This is a genomic window from Bacillus cereus group sp. BfR-BA-01523 (assembly GCF_022662615.1).
Lineage (GTDB): Bacteria > Bacillota > Bacilli > Bacillales > Bacillaceae_G > Bacillus_A > Bacillus_A mycoides.
On the sequence record NZ_JAKUDX010000005.1, the window covers coordinates 44,125 to 62,267 of the forward strand.

Here is an 18,143-nt window from a genome sequence, read left to right on the forward strand (position 1 = left end):
TTTTCTATCATTTCCTCGGAAATTTTGCAATTCCTATACATATTTTTACAGATTTTGTCGAAAAGTAATTAGTTATAGGTTGTATAGGATGAGTGAATATTGTTCAAAATGATTGCTGAGGTGATGATGGAATGCGAGGAAGAAATAGTAAAAAGTCGCAAAAAGTAGTACATTTATTTCAAAAAAGATGGGTGTTTCCGGCACTATACATTGCTTGTGCAGCGGTAATCTTAATGGTTGCGCTATGGTTCCAGGGAGCTAATCCAAAGAAAGCTCCGAACCAAGATCAAGCAACACCGTATACACAAACGGAAGATCCGGCAGTACCAGTAACAAAATCTTCAGAAGTAGTGAAAATGCCAACTGCAGCAAATGCAGAAGTAGTAGTACAGAAGAAATTCTATGAAGATGCAGCATCAGAGGCGGAACAAGAAAAAGCACTTGTCTTTTATAACAACACATATTCCCCGAATAAAGGAATTGACATTGCTGCGAAAAACGGAAAAGAATTTGATGTTACAGCTGCTTTAAGTGGTACAGTAACGAAAGCTGAAAAAGATTCACTTCTTGGTTATGTTGTAACAGTAGATAGTGGAAATGGTGTAGCAGCATCTTATCAAAGCTTAGGCAGTGTGAAAGTAGAAAAAGGTGCAAGAGTCGCGCAAGGTGAAGTGTTAGGAAAATCAGGTCTAAATGCAATGAATAAAGATGCAGGTTCTTACGTTCACTTTGAAGTACGTAAAGACAATGTGGCTGTGAACCCTGAGCGTTATTTAAATAAATCAGTAGCAGAAATTAAAGCTGATGCAGGTGCTGCAAAGGCGACAAATGCTTCTGGTAAAAAAGCTGATGACAAATCTCAAAAAGAAGAAAAGTCAACAAGCACGAAACCAGAAGATAAGTCTCAAAAAGAAGAGAAATCAACAAGCGGCTCGACTAGTGATAAAGAGACGAACGGCAAACAAGATGAGAAATCTCAAAAAGAAGAGAAATCGACAAGCGGTTCGACTAGTGATAAAGAGACGAACGGCAAACAAGATGACAAATCTCAAAAAGAAGAAAAATCAACGAATGGTTCTACAGAATCATCTAACGGTTCTTCTTCACAAGAATAATAAAGTGAAAAAATCAGTTCTCATTAGGAGAGCTGATTTTTTTATTTTCATATAAAAATAATCAATTTCGAGAAAAAAGTTGCAATAACAAGGAAAAATGACGAGATTCTCGAATATATATTACAAAAGGGAGGGGATACTGTGTCATTTTTATCTGTTCTGTCGATTGCTATCATTTTATTGTTTGTTTTATTCGCTTTATATTATTATATTGCCGGTAAGAAAGAAGTCCCCCACCATCAGTTGTTAGAAGAAGAATATGAAAGAGAAGAGTGACACCTTTTATAAAGAGGTGTCACTTTTTTTCGCCATAATTGTCATCGTTAACGTATTTCTCACAAAAAAACGTAATTTTTCTTAACTTAGTCCGCAAAAATAGTGAACATGTAGCATATATCAGTAGTGCGGGCAATACAATGGTATAAACCAATGCAAAGAGAGTGTTTGAGGTGAGAAATCGTGAATCATTTCATTATAAATCCAAGAATGTTTAACGCTTACAAACAGCACTCACATTTACTTCATAGTCGTATGCAGCGAGTCTCATTTCACACTTCTCACATCCAATTTAGGGAGGCGAGTGGTGTGCACGATTACATCAAAGAGAGAACTATCAAGATTGGCAAGTATATCGTGGAGACAAGAAAGACAGTGCGTGTAATCGCAAAGGAGTTTGGGGTATCAAAGAGTACAGTCCATAAAGATCTAACAGAACGTTTGCCAGAAATTAATCCAGAGCTCGCAAATGAGGTGAAAGAAATTCTTGATTATCATAAGTCTATTCGTCATTTAAGAGGTGGAGAAGCAACAAAGCAAAAGTACCGAAAAGAAGATACAGAAAACCCTGTGCGCCAATAAATCTAAAATAGCAAACATTCCTTGTGAATTCGGTAATATTTTTCAGAAGAATTCTTTTTGCGAATATTACGTTTCTGTTAAATTTATGATAAAATCAGAAATTAGGTGTAAAAGAATTCGGGTGTAACCTGATTTTGAATATCGAGGAGGAAATGACGGGAATGTTTGCGCGAGATATCGGAATTGACCTAGGTACGGCTAACGTATTAATTCATGTTAAAGGTAAGGGTATTGTATTAAATGAGCCATCTGTTGTGGCAATTGATCGTAATAGTGGAAAAGTATTAGCAGTAGGTGAAGAAGCAAGAAGTATGGTGGGACGTACACCTGGTAATATTGTGGCAATTCGCCCACTTAAAGATGGTGTAATCGCAGATTTCGAAATTACAGAAGCAATGTTAAAGTATTTCATTAACAAATTGGACGTGAAGAGCTTCTTTTCAAAACCTCGCATTTTAATTTGCTGTCCAACAAATATCACATCTGTAGAACAAAAAGCAATTCGTGAGGCTGCTGAACGTTCAGGTGGTAAAACAGTATTTTTAGAAGAAGAACCAAAAGTAGCCGCAGTTGGTGCTGGTATGGAAATCTTCCAGCCAAGCGGAAACATGGTTGTTGATATTGGTGGAGGTACAACAGATATTGCCGTACTTTCTATGGGTGATATTGTTACCTCTTCCTCTATCAAAATGGCTGGCGATAAGTTTGATATGGAAATCTTAAACTACGTTAAACGTAAGTATAAGCTATTAATTGGAGAACGTACTTCAGAAAATATTAAAATTAAAATTGGTACAGTATTCCCAGGTGCACGCAGTGAAGAGCTTGAAATTCGTGGACGTGACATGGTAACAGGTTTACCACGTACAATTACAGTATGCTCTGAAGAAATTACAGAAGCACTAAAAGAAGACGCAGCTATCATTGTACAAGCTGCAAAAGGCGTACTAGAGCGCACACCACCAGAACTATCTGCGGACATTATCGACCGCGGTGTTATTCTAACAGGCGGAGGAGCTTTATTACACGGTATCGACATGCTTCTAGCAGAAGAATTAAAGGTACCAGTATTAATCGCTGAAAACCCAATGCAATGTGTTGCTATTGGTACAGGTATTATGTTAGAGAATATTGATAAATTACCACGTCGTGCATTGAAATAAAGTGAGAAAGAGCTAAGGGAAAACCTTAGTTCTTTTTTTTTATTTTTTTAATTCTAATTTTTTACGAAAACGGAAGAATAATAGAGGAAAATAAAGAAATGAGGTGATATATCCGTATATACAGTTAAATTTAATGTTTTCTTATTTGAAAACGTATGTAATATAATGATTCGGAATACGACATTAAGGCAAAAAATGTTCAAATACATATTGCCTTTCCCTAATTTGGGCATACACTCTTTTCTACCTCCGTGTCAGTTGCTGGGAAGTGCAACTATTTTAATGGAATAGAGTGTGTGCATTTTTTTATATATAAAGCCGAATTGATTAAAGTTTCACTTTATAATGACAAATAATAAACAAAATGGGATAATAACAATATGTCCGAGTGGTAAGACCAATATTACAAAAGGGGCGATTGTTATATGCTAAATATAGAACAAATTAAAGAAATCATTCCTCACCGCTATCCATTTTTACTTGTTGATAAGATATTAGAAGTAGATGAAGGAAAAAGAGCGGTTGGAATTAAAAATGTATCTGCAAACGAGGAGTTCTTTAATGGGCACTTCCCAGACTATGCAGTTATGCCTGGTGTACTTATTGTAGAAGCATTAGCGCAAGTTGGTGCAGTTGCTGTATTAAAGAAAGAAGAAAACCGCGGGAGACTTGCTTTCTTCGCAGGCATCGACAACTGTCGTTTCAAAAAACAAGTGCGCCCAGGTGATCAACTTCGCCTAGAAGTAGAAATGACGCGCGTACGTGGTCCAATTGGAAAAGGAAAAGCAATCGCAACAGTAGATGGTGAAGTTGCGTGTGAAGCTGAAATTACATTTGCAATTGGTGATAAAAAAGAATAAAGAAAAATAAAAAAATCTCCTTGTGAAAAAAATTAAGGGAGATTTTTTTATTTTTGTTATATATTGATCAATCGTAAAAATGCAAACTAGTCAGAAAACAACTTGTAAATATATGGTTATTGGCATATGATTACTTTATTATTTATTTAGAAAATAGGATAAACGATAAAGGTATTAAAGAAGTAAAGTCATTGTCATATTGTTAAGGCATTTATATAAGACAAAGTAGAATGTTATTGATTATGATGAGGTGTGGGGAAGTTAGCGATATAAAATATTAATTAGACGTATGAAATCGAGCATAAGAGAGAGAAGAGGGGAAAGGCCGTATTTCACAAAAGGAGATTATGAATATGTTCGGGAAAAAGAAAAGAAAGCCATTACGACAATTAATTACACATAAAGAGCCTAAATCGCGTATTGCAGAGCAATACCGTAACATTCGTACAAACATTGAATTTACATCTGTAGATAATCGTATTCGTTCTATTATTGTCACTTCAGCAGATCCAGGCGATGGAAAAACAACGACAATCGCAAACTTAGCAGTTGTTTTCGGCCAACAAGGAAAGAAAGTTTTATTAATCGGAGCTGACTTACGTAAGCCGACGATTCAAAACTTATTTGCCATTCATAGTTCAAATGGGTTAACGAACTTATTATCAGGACAAGCAAAACTTATGCAATGTATTCAAAAAACAGATATAGAGAACGTATATGTAATGGCATCAGGCCCTATACCGCCAAACCCAGCTGAACTATTAGGGAGCCGGGCTATGGACGAGGCGTTGCTAGAAGCATATAACATGTTCGATATTATTTTAATCGATACCCCACCTGTCCTTGCGGTAACCGATGCACAAATACTTGCGAACAAATGTGATGGAATCGTACTCGTTGTACGCAGTGAAAAGACAGAAAAAGATGAGATCGTAAAAGCGAAACAAATATTAGATAAAGCATCTGGCAAAATACTCGGTGTCGTTTTAAACGATAAAAAGGAAGAAAAAGAGCAGTATGGTTATTACTAAAATATAAAAAGCCAACAAAATTTTTGTTGGCTTTTTATTGTTTTCTGAAAATTATTTATCAAGTTACACAGCATGAAAAACATGATAAAATAAAAATTTTGGAAAATGATTGGAATGTGTTGTCATATTTAAGATTATTTTGTAAGATTAAACTTGTTTCTTGTGAACGAATATAGAACTGAATTATTAAAAATGAAAAATGTAAGATTTATATGTTATAATTTTTCCTATGTGTAAATTTTAGAAATTTGGAGGAACTTATGGAAGAAACAATCAGTTTAAAAGAGTTATTTCATATCTTAAAAAAACGTTTAGCAATGATCCTCGTAATCGCCTTTGGTGCAGCTATAGTAAGTGCTATCATTAGCTTCTTCTTCATGACACCAATCTATCAATCTTCGACGCAAATTCTTGTGAATCAGAAGAAGCACGAAGGGACAGCACTTCAAATTGGTGAAGTGCAAACAAATATACAATTGGCAAATACATATAAAGTCATTATTAAGAGCCCAGTAATTTTAGAACAAGTAAAAGAGAAGTTAAAATTACAAGAGACGATTCAAGATTTAACAAAAAAAATTGATGTTACAAATGAAAAAGACTCCCAAGTTATTGCTGTTACGGTTCAGAATAAAAATCCGAAAACGGCAAGTGATATTGCAAATAAGGTTGCAGAAGTATTTCAAAGTGAAGTAGCAAAAATTATGAATGTTGATAACGTAACTGTACTATCAAAAGCGGAAGTTGCGGAAAATCAATCCCCAATTAAACCACGTCCAATGTTAAATGTAGCGATTGCTTGTATTGTTGGTTTGATAGCTTCAGTTGGACTTGCATTCTTACTAGAATACTTAGACAACACTGTAAAAAAAGAAGAAGATATAGAAAACTTACTTGGTTTACCAGTGTTAGGTATTGTAGCTCGTATGGATGAAGAAACAACAAATGTGAAATCACACGCTCCATCATCAAGAAAAGTGAGGGGACAAACAATTGGCTCTTAATTTATTTAAAAAGAAAAAAAATCACCGACAACGTCGTCAATTAATTGCTCATCAACAACCGAAATCACCCATTTCAGAACAATATCGTAATATTCGAACGAACATCGAATTTGCATCTGTTGATACAAATTTACATTCATTAATGGTAACATCTGCGAACCCAAGTGAAGGGAAAACAACAACGACAGCGAATATGGCAGTTGTGTTTGCTCAACAAGGGAAGAAAGTATTATTAATTGATGCAGATATGCGTAAACCAGCGATGCATCAAATGTTCCAAGTAGATAATATTTTCGGATTAACGAATGTATTAACGTACAGTGAACGTTTAGAGAAATGTGTACAAACGACAGCAGTTGAGAATTTGAGTTTTCTAGCTTGTGGTCCAATCCCACCAAATCCAGCTGAATTGTTAGGTTCAAAATCAATGCAAGAACTTCTTGCTCAAGCGTATAGTATGTACGATTTAGTTATTTTCGATTTACCACCTATTTTGGCTGTTACAGACGCGCAAATTATGGCGAATGTATGTGATGCATCCATTCTTGTCGTTCGTAGTGAAGCGACAGAAAAAGAATCCGCAGTAAAAGCAAAAGGATTATTGGAGTCTGCAAAAGGTAAATTGTTAGGTGTTGTTCTGAATGACCGTGAACGTGAACAAGGCTTATATTATTACTACGGTGCAAACTAATTAAAAAAGTGAGATATGGTAGAAACATATCTCCTTTTTTCCCTTGAATATGAGATGTCTCATATTCAAGGGAAAAAAGATTTAATATGAGGGCGGGAGGATGAAAAGAATGATTGATTTACATTGTCACATTTTATCTGGTATCGATGATGGTGCACAAACAGTAACAGATAGTTTAGCGATGGCGCAACAAGCTGTGGCAGAAGGAATACATACAATCGTCGCAACACCACATCATCAAAATGGAAAATACGTAAATGAGCGTACTTCCATTATTCATCAAGTGAAGAAATTAAATGATGAACTACAACAAAATGAAATTCCACTGAATGTTTTACCAGGGCAAGAGGTCAGATTATATGGTGATTTATTAGAAGACTATGAAGCTGGTAAAATCGTTACGTTAAATGAAACAAATAAATATATATTAATTGAATTCCCATCTAATCATGTACCCCGTTATGCAGAACATTTATTATACGAATTACGTGTAAAGGGAATGATTCCAATTATCGTTCATCCAGAACGTAATGCAGAGTTAATTGAGCGTCCAGATAAGTTATACAACCTTGTAAATAAAGGGGCATTAACGCAAGTGACGGCAGGTAGTTTACTTGGGAAGTTCGGTAAAAAAATTAAAAAGTTTTCATTACAACTCGTTGAACATAATTTAACGCATATGATCGCATCAGATGCACATAACACAACGTCAAGAGGATTTTATTTAGCAGAAAGCTACGAATTAATCGGAAAAGAATTTGGAATGAATGTTATGAGCGATTTAAAAGAAAATCCGTATTTATTAATTAGCGGGAAAGCAATTTATAAAGAAGATCCAGAACAAATTCGCCGTAAAAAATTGTTTGGTATTTTTTAATTGAAGAGCTTTGGTGATGTCTCCTAACCGTTATCAATGGGGGCACTCGGTCGTGCTGTGGGTAGAAATTTTTATTTCGAACCTACCTTAGACGCTTGTCGTCGGGAGTATGACGTGAGGTTGGGTTAGATGCCCATAGTTTATTAATATTTAGAAACTCTACCTATGGAGTTATAAATATGACTCTATAGGTAGGGTTTTTTGTTATTGCTACATAAAAATAAAGGGATATAGGGGGGCTACGATTGAAAAAAGTAAGAAAAGCGATTATCCCAGCAGCGGGTCTTGGAACGAGATTTTTACCAGCAACGAAAGCAATGCCAAAAGAAATGTTACCAATCGTCGATAAACCGACAATTCAATACATAGTAGAAGAAGCGATAGAATCAGGAATTGAAGATATTATTATTGTTACTGGTAAGGGAAAACGTGCAATTGAAGATCACTTTGATCATTCTTTTGAGTTAGAACAAAACTTACTTGAAAAAGGAAAGCATGAAGTACTTGAAAAAGTACAAGCTTCTTCAAAAATTAACATCCACTACATAAGACAAAAAGAACCAAAAGGTTTAGGACATGCAGTATGGTGCGCACGTAAATTTATTGGGAACGAGCCATTTGCGGTATTACTTGGTGATGATATTGTACAAGCCGAAACACCGTGTTTACGTCAGTTAATGAACGAATATGAAGATACACAATCATCCGTTATTGGTGTACAAACAGTACCAGAAAATGAAACACATCGTTACGGAATCATTGATCCAATTGAACAAAATGATCGCCGTTACCAAGTTCGTCAATTTGTTGAAAAACCAGCAGAAGGTACAGCACCATCTAATTTAGCGATTATGGGACGTTATGTATTGACACCAGAAATTTTTATGTTCCTTGAGGATCAACAAACGGGTGCTGGTGGAGAGGTTCAGTTAACAGATGCGATTCAAAGATTAAATGAGATTCAACGTGTGTTTGCTTATGATTTTGAAGGAACTCGTTATGATGTTGGAGAGAAGCTTGGGTTTATTAAGACCACAATTGATATGGCTTTACAGCATGATGAATTGAAATATGAACTATTGGAATATATGAATAAACTTGTTAAAAAAGAAAATATACATAGATAGAGGAGAGTGGATATATTTGGATAATCGAGAAATGGTAGGTACTCCGATTGAGTCAGAAGCACAGATGATAAAACAAACTAGTATGACTTATTTATGCTCAAAAAGAATAATGGATGTAATAGGGGCTATAGTAGGGTTAATAGTTTTTTCTCCAATTTTTGTCCTAATTTCAATTTTGTATATGTGGGGAGATAATAAAGGGCCTGTGTTTTTCAAACAAGTAAGAATGGGTAAAAACGGTAAACCATTTCATATTTATAAATTCCGTTCAATGATTGTAAATGCTGAAGGGAAATTAAAAGAAAATGAACTATTATATAAAAAATATGTAGCTAATAATTATAAGTTAGAACCTAATGAAGATCCCCGTATTACGAAGCTAGGTCAATTTTTAAGAAAAACAAGTTTAGATGAACTTCCGCAATTTATTAATGTTTTAAAAGGTGATATGAGCCTTGTGGGTCCAAGACCGGTGGTAAAAGAAGAATTAAAAGAGTACGGTCATAGAGAATGTGAATTTTTATCTGTTAAACCGGGTATTACAGGCTATTGGCAAGTGAGTGGAAGAAGTAATGTTGGCTACCCGGAAAGAGTGGATTTAGAACTTCATTACGTGTATAATGCTTCTTTATATTTTGATATCAAGATTATATTTTTTACAGTTATAAACGTAATTTTACGTAAAGGTGCTTATTAATTTAACATAATAGAAGGAGAGTTGTTTTTATGAAAGGAATTATTTTAGCCGGAGGAAGTGGAACGCGTTTGTACCCACTTACTACAGCTGTTTCAAAACAATTGTTACCAGTATACGATAAACCAATGATTTACTATCCATTATCAGTATTAATGTTGGCTGGAATCCAGGATATTTTAATTATATCTACGCCACAGGATACACCACGTTTCGAGGAGCTCCTAGGGAATGGTTCTCAGTTTGGAATTAACCTTGAATACGCAGTACAAGAATCACCGGATGGATTGGCACAGGCATTTATTATTGGAGAAGATTTTATTGGTGATGATTCAGTCGCTCTAATATTAGGGGACAATATGTTTTATGGACATGGCTTAACTCAATTACTACAAAATGCTGTAGAGCGTCAAAATGCGGCAACTGTTTTCGGTTATTATGTAAATGATCCAGAACGTTTTGGAGTAGTTGAGTTTGATGAGAACGGAAAAGCTATATCTATTGAAGAAAAACCAGAAAATCCTAAATCTCATTATGCAGTAACAGGGCTTTATTTTTATGATAATAGAGTCATAGAGATTGCTAAAAATATTAAACCATCAGCTCGTGGTGAGTTAGAGATTACAGATATCAATAAAGTATATCTAGAAGCAAATGAATTAAATGTAGAGATTCTTGGACGTGGTTTCTCATGGCTGGATTCAGGTACGCATGAATCATTATTAGAGGCATCACAATTTATTGAAACAATTGAAAAACGTCAAAGTTTAAAGGTAGCTTGTTTAGAGGAAATTGCTTTTAGAAGAGGATATATTAATCGAGAGCAATTATTAGTTCTGGCAGAGCCCATGAAAAAGAATCAATATGGTCAATATTTAATGAAATTGGCAGAGCAAAGTAAGCAGAAGCAACCAATTTATCAATAAAGGAGTATTAAATATGAAGATTATTGAGACAAAAATTCCTGATGTACTTATTTTAGAGCCAAATGTATTTGGGGATCATCGTGGATATTTTATGGAAAGTTATAATAAAGATGCATTTGATAAGTTAGGTTTAAAATATGAATTTATTCAAGATAATCAATCATTATCAGTGCCTGTTGGAACATTACGTGGTTTGCATTTTCAATTAAATCCTAAAGCACAGACAAAAGTAGTTCGTTGTATTACTGGTGCCATTTATGATGTAGCGGTTGATATTCGTAAAGGTTCACCTACATATGGTCAATGGGTAGGTGTTATTTTAAGTGAACATAATAAGCGTCAGCTAGTTGTACCAAAAGGATTTGCGCACGGTTTTTGTACATTAGTACCTAATTCAACTGTCGCTTATAAAGTAGATGAATATTATTCCCCAGAACATGACTCTGGTATTTTATGGAATGATCCAGCGCTAGGCATAGACTGGCCAGTAAGTAATCCAATACTATCGGATAAAGATAACAAACATCCAATGTTGGAAGAAGCAAATATTAATTTTGTATATGAAAATTAAGGAGGAGCAACATGAAAGTATTAGTAACAGGTGGAGCAGGATTTATTGGAAGTAATTTTGTACGTTATATGGTAAAGAAATACCCTGAATATAATCTTGTCAATTTAGATGCATTGACGTATGCAGGTAATTTAGAGAATCTAAAAGAGATTGAGAGCTTACCGAATTATAAATTTGTTAAAGGTGATATAGCCGATCGCGAGTTTATCAATCAACTATTCGAAAAAGAAAAATTTGACTATGTATTAAATTTTGCAGCAGAATCACATGTGGATAGAAGTATTACTAATCCAGATATATTTATTCAAACAAATATTCAAGGAACTCAAGTGCTATTAGATGCAGCGAAAAATGCACAAGTGAAGAAATATTTGCAAGTTTCAACAGATGAGGTATATGGTACTTTAGGTGATACAGGTTATTTTTCAGAAGAAACACCTTTAGCTTCAAATAGTCCATATAGTTCAAGTAAAGCTGGGGCAGACTTACTAGTTCGTGCATATCATGAAACATTTGGCTTACCTGTTAATATTACACGTTGCTCAAATAACTATGGGCCATTCCATTTTCCAGAGAAATTAATTCCATTAATGATTATTAATGCATTAAATAATAAGCAGTTACCTGTATACGGCGATGGTTTAAATGTACGTGACTGGTTACATGTAGAAGATCATTGTCAAGCTATTGATTTGGTACTTCATAAGGGGAAAAATGGTGAAGTATATAATGTTGGTGGAAATAACGAGCGTACAAATATTGAAATTGTAAAAACAATTTTAAAAGCGTTAGATAAGCCGGAATCTTTAATTCAATATGTTACAGATCGTCTGGGACATGACCGCCGCTATGCAATTGATGCGACAAAACTTCGTGAGGAGTTAGGTTGGTCACCAAAGTATAACTTTGATACTGGAATTGAACAAACTATTAATTGGTACTTAGAAAACCAAGATTGGTGGAAGAATATTATTTCCGGAGAATACCAAGAATATTTCGAAAATCAGTATGGTAATAGATTAGAGGTTAAGTAAATGAAAGTTATTGTAACAGGAGCAAAAGGTCAACTTGCACAAGACGTTTTGAAACAATTAGAACATACAGATTTACAAGTATACGGTATTGATCGTGAAGAGTTAGATATAACAAATAATGAGGCTGTACAAGCTTATATAAATAAAATTAAGCCAGATGCAATTATGCATTGTGCAGCTTATACAAATGTTGATGCAGCAGAAGAAGATGCAGAAACTGCTTATAAAGTAAATGGACTAGGTACAAAGTATTTAGCACAAGCTGCAGGAGAAATAGGGGCGAAAATGTTGTATATTAGTACCGACTATGTTTTCGATGGTACAGCAAAAAGTCCTTATGAAACTAGTGAACCTACAAAACCATTGGGGGTTTATGGTGAAACAAAATTAGCAGGTGAAACATTTGTACAACAATATGTAGATAAATTCTTTATTGTACGTACAGCTTGGGTATTTGGGATATTTGGAAATAATTTTGTGAAAACAATGCTACGTTTAGGAAAAGAGCATGATGAAATTAGTGTTGTTCACGATCAGATAGGTTCACCTACATATACAGTAGATTTGGCACGTTTTATGATTGAATTAATTCGTTCTGAAAAGTACGGTATATATCATGCGACAAACACAGGGGTTTGTTCTTGGTATGAATTTGCTGTAGAGATTTTCAATCAAGCAGGCATAGAAGTTAAGGTGAATTCGGTGACAACAGAGGAATTTCCTCGACCAGCAGCACGTCCACATTATTCAGTATTAAGTAAACAAAAAATTGAAGATGAAGGATTTAGCTCTTTACAAGATTGGAAAGAGGCTTTAAAAGCTTATCTTCTTGAAAATAAATAAAAAGATGCTACACAAAACATCTATACTAGATGTTTTGTGTAGTTATATAGGATTTTTTACTTTAGTGAATAAAATTAATTTATTTTTTAAATTAAGAAATTCTAAAATTACAACATGTGAAAGGATATTTATATGACTTCAAATTTAAATACTAGAATAGACATATTATTAGCTACCTATAATGGAGAAAGATTTATTCAAGAGCAATTAGATTCATTAATGGCACAAAGCTATGAAAATTGGAAAGTTATTATACGTGATGATGGTTCTTCAGATAATACATTAGGAATAGTTGAGGAATTTATAAAAAAACATGGAGACCGTATTGAATTAATAGATGATGGTGACAAAGGGTTGGGTCCTAGTGGAAACTTTGCACGACTACTAGAAAATTCAACTGCTAAATATATAATGTTTTGCGATCAAGATGATGTTTGGAAAGAAGATAAAATTAAAGTAACATTTGAAAAAATGAAGGAAATAGAAAATAACGGTTATAAGGATAAACCGATATTAGTACATACCGATTTAGAGGTGGTCAATAAAGAATTAGAGACTGTAGCTGATTCAATGTTTCAATATCAAAATTTAAATTCAAACTTTGTGAATTTAAATAATCTATTAACACAAAATAATGTAACTGGTTGTACTACTATGATTAATGAGAGCTTGAAAGAAAAAGCCCTTCCTATATCAAAAAATGCAATGATGCATGATTGGTGGTTAGCATTAGTTGCTTCAGCTTTTGGAAAGATAGGATTCGTTCAATATTCTACGATAAAATATCGTCAACATGGAGGAAATGATACAGGAGCAAAACAATATTCATTTAGCTATTTTTATCAAAGAGTAAAAGGATATAATAAATTATTTGAAATGGTAAACAAAAACTTTAAACAAGCAGAAAATTTTTATTTAACATATCAAAGTGAATTTACAGCAGAAATGTTGAGAGATATTGAACATTACATCAACTTGAAAAATATCAACAAGTTTAAAAGAGTGCAAGTTATTAATAAGTATGGATTTTTGAAACAAGGGATAATTAGGAATATAGGTTTCTTTATAATTGTATTTATGATGAACAAGGAGAAAAAAATATAATGCAGAAAAAAAAAGTTTCAGTGCTTATCCCATTATATAATGCAGAGGTATTTATACGCGATTTAATGAGAAAGTTAGAGATACAATCATTGCCAAAAGACGCTAGTATGGAAATTATTACAGTAGACTCCTCTTCTAGTGACAATACAGTTGCGATTTTAAATAAGGAGTTTCCAAAAGTAAAGTGTACGGTCATAAAAAATAAGGAATTTGATCATGGAGGAACAAGAAATCTCTTAATGAAGCAGTCAGAAGGAGATTATTTATTGTATATGACACAAGATGCTATTCCGTTTGATAATTACTTAATAGCAAATCTTTTAGCACAGTTTGAAGATGAAAATGTGAAGATTGTTACAGCTAGACAAATTCCTAGGGATAATGTAAGTCCTTTAGAAAAATTTGCTCGTAATTTTAATTATCCGGCTGAAAGCAAAATAAAGACTAAAGAATCTATTGATGAGCTAGGGATTAAAACGTTTTTTAATTCTAACGTTTGTAGCATGTATCATCGAACTTTATTTAGAGAACCATTTAAAGGATTTCCTGAAAAAATTATTTTAAATGAGGATATGATCCTAGCTTATGAGACAATTATGTCTGGGTATAAAGTAGTATATGAAGCGGAAGCAAAGGTATATCATTCGCATGACTATTCTTTGAAACAACAATTTAAAAGGTATTTTGACATTGGAATGGCTTTTGATGAAACTAGTTATATTCTAGAAAATGTATCTAATGAAAAAGAAGGATTAAAGATGATTAAACATCAGCAGAAATATTTATTAGGTAAAAGGCACTTTAGATACATGTTTTACAGCCTTTTAGAAAATATCGCCAAATTTTCAGGATATAAAATGGGAAAAAAGCATCATTTATTTAATGACAACGTAAAACGTAAATTTTCGGCATATATGAAATAATTAAATAGGAGTTTTTGAGCGTGATTAATCCGTATTTTATGTATATTGTAGCATTTATGATAGCGATAATAGTATATCAATTTGGATGGTCATATGTCTTTCCAGAAATAAGTGTGTCCTTACTGCTATTTCTTATATTCACTATTGTAAGTGCATTTTTTGTTGGATTTTATGTATATAATAAAAAGATTATAAAGTATTCAAATATTAAATTTGAAAAAAAAATAAATCGGATTACCATTTTTATTGTAGGATGCTATTTGTTAGAATTTATATATGAAGGTGGATTTCCTTTATTATCTTTACTGACAAAGTCTAATTTAATCTATATGGAATTTGGGATTCCGGTCTTCCACGTATTTGTGGTTACTTTTAATTCTTTTTATGCAACGTACTTATTTCATATGTTAATTTCAAATAAATACGAAATAAAGAAGATATTAATAAACTTTCTTATACTTCTTTCATTACCTTTATTATTAGTTAATAGAGGAATGATTATGATGATTTTAATTAGCTGTTTGTTTATATATCTTTTAAAGATTAAAAAGAAGATGAATTTTAAAATTATTATAGGTCTAGGTGTTGTTGCAATTCTGGTCTTATATATATTTGGATTATCAGGTAATGCCCGCGTAAATCATTCTTATCAAAATGATAAAACTATGTGGGAGAGTGATGTAATATTACGGGTTGGAGGTGCTAAGGAGGAATTTGTTAATTCCTCTATACCGGATGCATTCTTTTGGTCGTATATATATATATCGTCCCCATTAGCTAATCTTCAACATACAATTAATGCAATAGAAGTAAAAGATTTAGAGTTTGTAGATGTATTTTATATGGTTAACAATGAAATATTACCAGATTTTATAAACAAAAGAATTAATAACATGTATGGAGTAACAAAACCAGCCATTGCACAAATCTCTACAGAATTAACTGTTGCTACGGCTTTTGCTGGGAGTTATGTTACTTTGGGGTGGCTAGGATTAGTAATATACTTTATTACACTCTTATCTATTTCGTTAGTATATATTATGATTTTAAAAAGGTTAAATAGTAAATATTTTTTAACTGGTGTTAGTATATTTAGCTCTATTTTGTTATTTAGTACCTTTGATAATATGTTAGAGTTTAGTGGATTGAGCTTTCAACTAGTATATCCATTATTATTTTCAGTATTGGCAAAAATTAAGCGTTAATATTGATCAATAGACGGAGGAGAAAAATGACTTTAAAGGTTGTCTTTGCTAACCGGAAGGATTGTTTTGAGAGATTAGGTGGAGACACCGTCCAAATGATGAAAACAAAAGAGCATTTAGAAAAACAGTATGATATTGAGGTAATATATTGTACGTCTCCACAAGAGATAGAGAAGCATAAAGATGTATCAATAGTACACATCTTTAATATACAGACTATTGAACAAACACTTGAATATATAGAGGTATGCAAAAAAAATGGAAAAAAAGTCGCATTATCCACTATATATTGGGATTTATCACATGCGTACTATATTGATTTGTTAAGTAAATTAAAAGTGTTTAATATGGATAACTTAAGCAAATATAAAAATATCTGCAACAAGGTTCGGATGAATGTTAGTAAGGTAATTGGAAAAACAAAGACATATGGAACAGATACTTACAAAGAGTTGAGAAGAAAAGCCCTAATAGATGCAGATGTATTGTTGCCGAATTCAGCCGAAGAATTAGGAATAGTAGCTAATGAGTTTGGTATACCAAAGGAGATTTTGGATAAAAAGGCTTTTCTTGTTCCTAATGCAATAGAAAATAAAGAAAAAGTAAACATTAGGAATAGTAGTTCGATAAATGTTGAAGGCTATATCCTACAAGTGGGGCGAATAGAACCTATCAAAAATCAACTTAATGTTGTAAAAGCTATGTTTGAGGATAAGGAAATACCAATTGTGTTTATTGGAAGAATTGGTAATGAAGCTTATTATCAAGAGGTTATAAAGTTAGCAGAGAAGAGGGGGAACGTATTCTTTTTAGGTGAGTTAAGCCACGATGATTTAATAGACTATTATCAAAAAGCGAAGGTTCACATCTTACCATCTTTCCGAGAATCACCAGGCTTATCAACTTTGGAGGCTTTATGGTGTGGAACTGAGATAGTGGTTGCTACCCCGGAATATTGTCCTGTTAATTTTTATAAGTTTGACAAGTATGGTCATCAATGTAATCCTTATGATGTGAAATCAATAAGGGAAAGTATCTTAACTGCTATGAAAAATCCAAAAAACGTTGAATTACCAGATGCATATAAGCATTATATTAGTTACGAAAATGCAGCAAATATTACGTATAGTTCTTACCAGTCTATTTTAATTTAACATGATTATAAGAAGTTTAAATTGAGAACAAAGAAGGTATATAAAATGAAAAAGAAAATATTAATTTGGATTTTAGGGATTGTTGGATTCTTTATCGTAGCTGGTGGTGGATACGCTTATTATCTATATTCATCCGTATCAAGTACATTAGATGCTGTGCATAAACCGTTGGAGCGCGAGAAATCAGAGAAACGTAATGAAAGTGTTGATATTGGAGATAAAAAGCCAATTTCTATTTTATTAATGGGAAGTGATCAACGAAAAGATGAAGTCGGCAGATCAGACTCCTTAATGTTGTTTACTTTAAACCCTAAACAAGAATCTATGAAAATTGTGAGTATTCCTCGTGATACTTATACTGAAATCGTTGGCAAAGGTAAAAAAGATAAAATCAATCACGCCTATGCATTTGGTGGAATTGATATGTCTGTTAAAACAGTAGAAAACTTTCTTGATATTCCGGTAGATCATTATATTGAAGTGAATATGGAAGGGTTTAAAGATGTTGTTGATGCAGTTGGTGGAGTGGAAGTAAACAATGATTTAGCTTTTTCATATGAGGGTAGTCAATTTATGAAGGGCGATATTCATTTGAATGGAACAGAGGCTTTACGATATTCTCGTATGAGATACGAAGATCCACGTGGGGATTTTGGGCGCCAAATGCGTCAACGTCAAGTGATTCAAGCTGTAATAAAAAAAGGGGCAAATGTATCTTCTTTAGCGAATTATGGAAGTGTACTGAAGTCAATTGAGAAGAATGTAAAGACAAGTTTAACTCAAGAGCAAATGTTTGATATTCAAAAAGATTATAAAAATGCTATGAAAAATATAGAAGAAGTTCAAATTGCAGGTGACGGACATAAAGCTGCTGATGGTATTTGGTATTATTATGTACCGGATCAAGTAAAACAAGATGTAACAAATAAATTAAGACAACATCTTGAAGTAAATAAAAAATGA

The 18,143-nt window shown here is 33.2% G+C and carries 20 protein-coding genes; all 20 read left to right on the forward strand.

Going from position 1 to position 18,143, the window contains the following annotated elements; all coding sequences use genetic code 11:
* Positions 1-131: 131 nt before the first annotated feature.
* The 20 genes from MR066_RS14915 (at position 132) to tagU (ending at position 18,143) form a co-directional block, all read left to right on the forward strand.
* Positions 132-1,115, forward strand: coding sequence for a stage II sporulation protein SpoIIQ (locus MR066_RS14915; RefSeq protein ID WP_002167338.1), 984 nt, complete (start codon positions 132-134; stop codon positions 1,113-1,115).
* A 141-nt stretch (positions 1,116-1,256) separates the two neighbouring features.
* Entirely contained in the window at positions 1,257-1,391 is a 135-nt protein-coding gene (locus MR066_RS14920) for a hypothetical protein (RefSeq protein ID WP_002016211.1), read from the forward strand.
* A gap of 309 nt (positions 1,392-1,700) precedes the next feature.
* Complete coding sequence (gene spoIIID, locus MR066_RS14925; RefSeq protein WP_002089714.1) at positions 1,701-1,973, forward strand: sporulation transcriptional regulator SpoIIID; 273 nt, start codon at positions 1,701-1,703, stop codon at positions 1,971-1,973.
* Positions 1,974-2,134: 161 nt separating this feature from the next.
* Positions 2,135-3,136: a rod shape-determining protein gene (gene mreB, locus MR066_RS14930; RefSeq protein ID WP_242247579.1), complete on the forward strand. Its 1,002-nt coding sequence runs from the start codon at positions 2,135-2,137 to the stop codon at positions 3,134-3,136.
* 425 nt (positions 3,137-3,561) lie between these two features.
* Entirely contained in the window at positions 3,562-3,996 is a 435-nt protein-coding gene (gene fabZ, locus MR066_RS14935) for a 3-hydroxyacyl-ACP dehydratase FabZ (protein WP_000931959.1), read from the forward strand.
* A 353-nt stretch (positions 3,997-4,349) separates the two neighbouring features.
* Complete coding sequence (locus MR066_RS14940) at positions 4,350-5,027, forward strand: CpsD/CapB family tyrosine-protein kinase (RefSeq protein ID WP_242247580.1); 678 nt, start codon at positions 4,350-4,352, stop codon at positions 5,025-5,027.
* Positions 5,028-5,287: 260 nt separating this feature from the next.
* Positions 5,288-6,031: a YveK family protein gene (locus MR066_RS14945; RefSeq protein ID WP_242247581.1), complete on the forward strand. Its 744-nt coding sequence runs from the start codon at positions 5,288-5,290 to the stop codon at positions 6,029-6,031.
* Positions 6,021-6,722 carry a CpsD/CapB family tyrosine-protein kinase gene (locus tag MR066_RS14950; RefSeq protein ID WP_242247582.1) on the forward strand — a complete coding sequence of 234 codons (702 nt, stop codon included), beginning with the start codon at positions 6,021-6,023 and terminating at the stop codon, positions 6,720-6,722. The genes MR066_RS14945 and MR066_RS14950 overlap by 11 nt, the downstream gene beginning before the upstream one ends.
* Before the next feature lie 109 nt (positions 6,723-6,831).
* Complete coding sequence (locus MR066_RS14955; protein WP_242247583.1) at positions 6,832-7,599, forward strand: tyrosine-protein phosphatase; 768 nt, start codon at positions 6,832-6,834, stop codon at positions 7,597-7,599.
* A gap of 245 nt (positions 7,600-7,844) precedes the next feature.
* On the forward strand, positions 7,845-8,726 hold the full coding sequence (bpsC, locus tag MR066_RS14960; protein ID WP_242247584.1) for a UTP--glucose-1-phosphate uridylyltransferase BpsC: 882 nt from the start codon (positions 7,845-7,847) through the stop codon (positions 8,724-8,726).
* 64 nt (positions 8,727-8,790) lie between these two features.
* The gene (locus MR066_RS14965; RefSeq protein ID WP_396022276.1) at positions 8,791-9,423 is read left to right on the forward strand and encodes a sugar transferase; all 633 of its coding nucleotides are present in this window, start codon (positions 8,791-8,793) and stop codon (positions 9,421-9,423) included.
* Positions 9,424-9,452: 29 nt separating this feature from the next.
* Positions 9,453-10,346: a glucose-1-phosphate thymidylyltransferase RfbA gene (rfbA, locus tag MR066_RS14970; RefSeq protein WP_242247586.1), complete on the forward strand. Its 894-nt coding sequence runs from the start codon at positions 9,453-9,455 to the stop codon at positions 10,344-10,346.
* A gap of 13 nt (positions 10,347-10,359) precedes the next feature.
* Positions 10,360-10,917 (forward strand): dTDP-4-dehydrorhamnose 3,5-epimerase, encoded by a 558-nt coding sequence (rfbC, locus tag MR066_RS14975; RefSeq protein ID WP_144614975.1) that lies wholly within the window; start codon positions 10,360-10,362, stop codon positions 10,915-10,917.
* An 11-nt stretch (positions 10,918-10,928) separates the two neighbouring features.
* Positions 10,929-11,951, forward strand: a complete 1,023-nt coding sequence (rfbB, locus tag MR066_RS14980; protein ID WP_242247587.1) for a dTDP-glucose 4,6-dehydratase — start codon at positions 10,929-10,931, stop codon at positions 11,949-11,951.
* The gene (gene rfbD, locus MR066_RS14985) at positions 11,952-12,794 is read left to right on the forward strand and encodes a dTDP-4-dehydrorhamnose reductase (RefSeq protein ID WP_242247588.1); all 843 of its coding nucleotides are present in this window, start codon (positions 11,952-11,954) and stop codon (positions 12,792-12,794) included.
* Positions 12,795-12,926: 132 nt separating this feature from the next.
* Complete coding sequence (locus tag MR066_RS14990; protein ID WP_242247589.1) at positions 12,927-13,898, forward strand: glycosyltransferase family 2 protein; 972 nt, start codon at positions 12,927-12,929, stop codon at positions 13,896-13,898.
* The gene (locus MR066_RS14995) at positions 13,898-14,821 is read left to right on the forward strand and encodes a glycosyltransferase (protein ID WP_242247590.1); all 924 of its coding nucleotides are present in this window, start codon (positions 13,898-13,900) and stop codon (positions 14,819-14,821) included. The genes MR066_RS14990 and MR066_RS14995 overlap by 1 nt, the downstream gene beginning before the upstream one ends.
* A gap of 20 nt (positions 14,822-14,841) precedes the next feature.
* Positions 14,842-16,026, forward strand: coding sequence for an O-antigen polymerase (locus MR066_RS15000; RefSeq protein ID WP_242247591.1), 1,185 nt, complete (start codon positions 14,842-14,844; stop codon positions 16,024-16,026).
* 26 nt (positions 16,027-16,052) lie between these two features.
* A complete protein-coding gene (locus MR066_RS15005; RefSeq protein ID WP_242247593.1) occupies positions 16,053-17,180 on the forward strand; it encodes a glycosyltransferase in 1,128 nt (375 codons plus the stop codon).
* A gap of 45 nt (positions 17,181-17,225) precedes the next feature.
* Positions 17,226-18,143 (forward strand): polyisoprenyl-teichoic acid--peptidoglycan teichoic acid transferase TagU, encoded by a 918-nt coding sequence (tagU, locus tag MR066_RS15010; RefSeq protein WP_242247594.1) that lies wholly within the window; start codon positions 17,226-17,228, stop codon positions 18,141-18,143.

Excerpts from the sequence above, each read along its gene's own strand:
- MR066_RS14915 (WP_002167338.1), top strand. The coding sequence starts at position 132 with ATGCGAGGAAGAAATAGTAAAAAGTCGCAAAAAGTAGTACATTTATTT.
- MR066_RS14940 (WP_242247580.1), top strand. The coding sequence starts at position 4,350 with ATGTTCGGGAAAAAGAAAAGAAAGCCATTACGACAATTAATTACACAT.
- tagU (WP_242247594.1), top strand. The coding sequence starts at position 17,226 with ATGAAAAAGAAAATATTAATTTGGATTTTAGGGATTGTTGGATTCTTT.
- fabZ (WP_000931959.1), top strand. The coding sequence starts at position 3,562 with ATGCTAAATATAGAACAAATTAAAGAAATCATTCCTCACCGCTATCCA.
- rfbD (WP_242247588.1), top strand. The coding sequence starts at position 11,952 with ATGAAAGTTATTGTAACAGGAGCAAAAGGTCAACTTGCACAAGACGTT.
- rfbA (WP_242247586.1), top strand. The coding sequence starts at position 9,453 with ATGAAAGGAATTATTTTAGCCGGAGGAAGTGGAACGCGTTTGTACCCA.
- mreB (WP_242247579.1), top strand. The coding sequence starts at position 2,135 with ATGTTTGCGCGAGATATCGGAATTGACCTAGGTACGGCTAACGTATTA.
- MR066_RS14995 (WP_242247590.1), top strand. The coding sequence starts at position 13,898 with ATGCAGAAAAAAAAAGTTTCAGTGCTTATCCCATTATATAATGCAGAG.
- MR066_RS15005 (WP_242247593.1), top strand. The coding sequence starts at position 16,053 with ATGACTTTAAAGGTTGTCTTTGCTAACCGGAAGGATTGTTTTGAGAGA.
- MR066_RS14955 (WP_242247583.1), top strand. The coding sequence starts at position 6,832 with ATGATTGATTTACATTGTCACATTTTATCTGGTATCGATGATGGTGCA.
- MR066_RS14945 (WP_242247581.1), top strand. The coding sequence starts at position 5,288 with ATGGAAGAAACAATCAGTTTAAAAGAGTTATTTCATATCTTAAAAAAA.
- rfbC (WP_144614975.1), top strand. The coding sequence starts at position 10,360 with ATGAAGATTATTGAGACAAAAATTCCTGATGTACTTATTTTAGAGCCA.
- rfbB (WP_242247587.1), top strand. The coding sequence starts at position 10,929 with ATGAAAGTATTAGTAACAGGTGGAGCAGGATTTATTGGAAGTAATTTT.
- MR066_RS14965 (WP_396022276.1), top strand. The coding sequence starts at position 8,791 with ATGATAAAACAAACTAGTATGACTTATTTATGCTCAAAAAGAATAATG.
- MR066_RS14990 (WP_242247589.1), top strand. The coding sequence starts at position 12,927 with ATGACTTCAAATTTAAATACTAGAATAGACATATTATTAGCTACCTAT.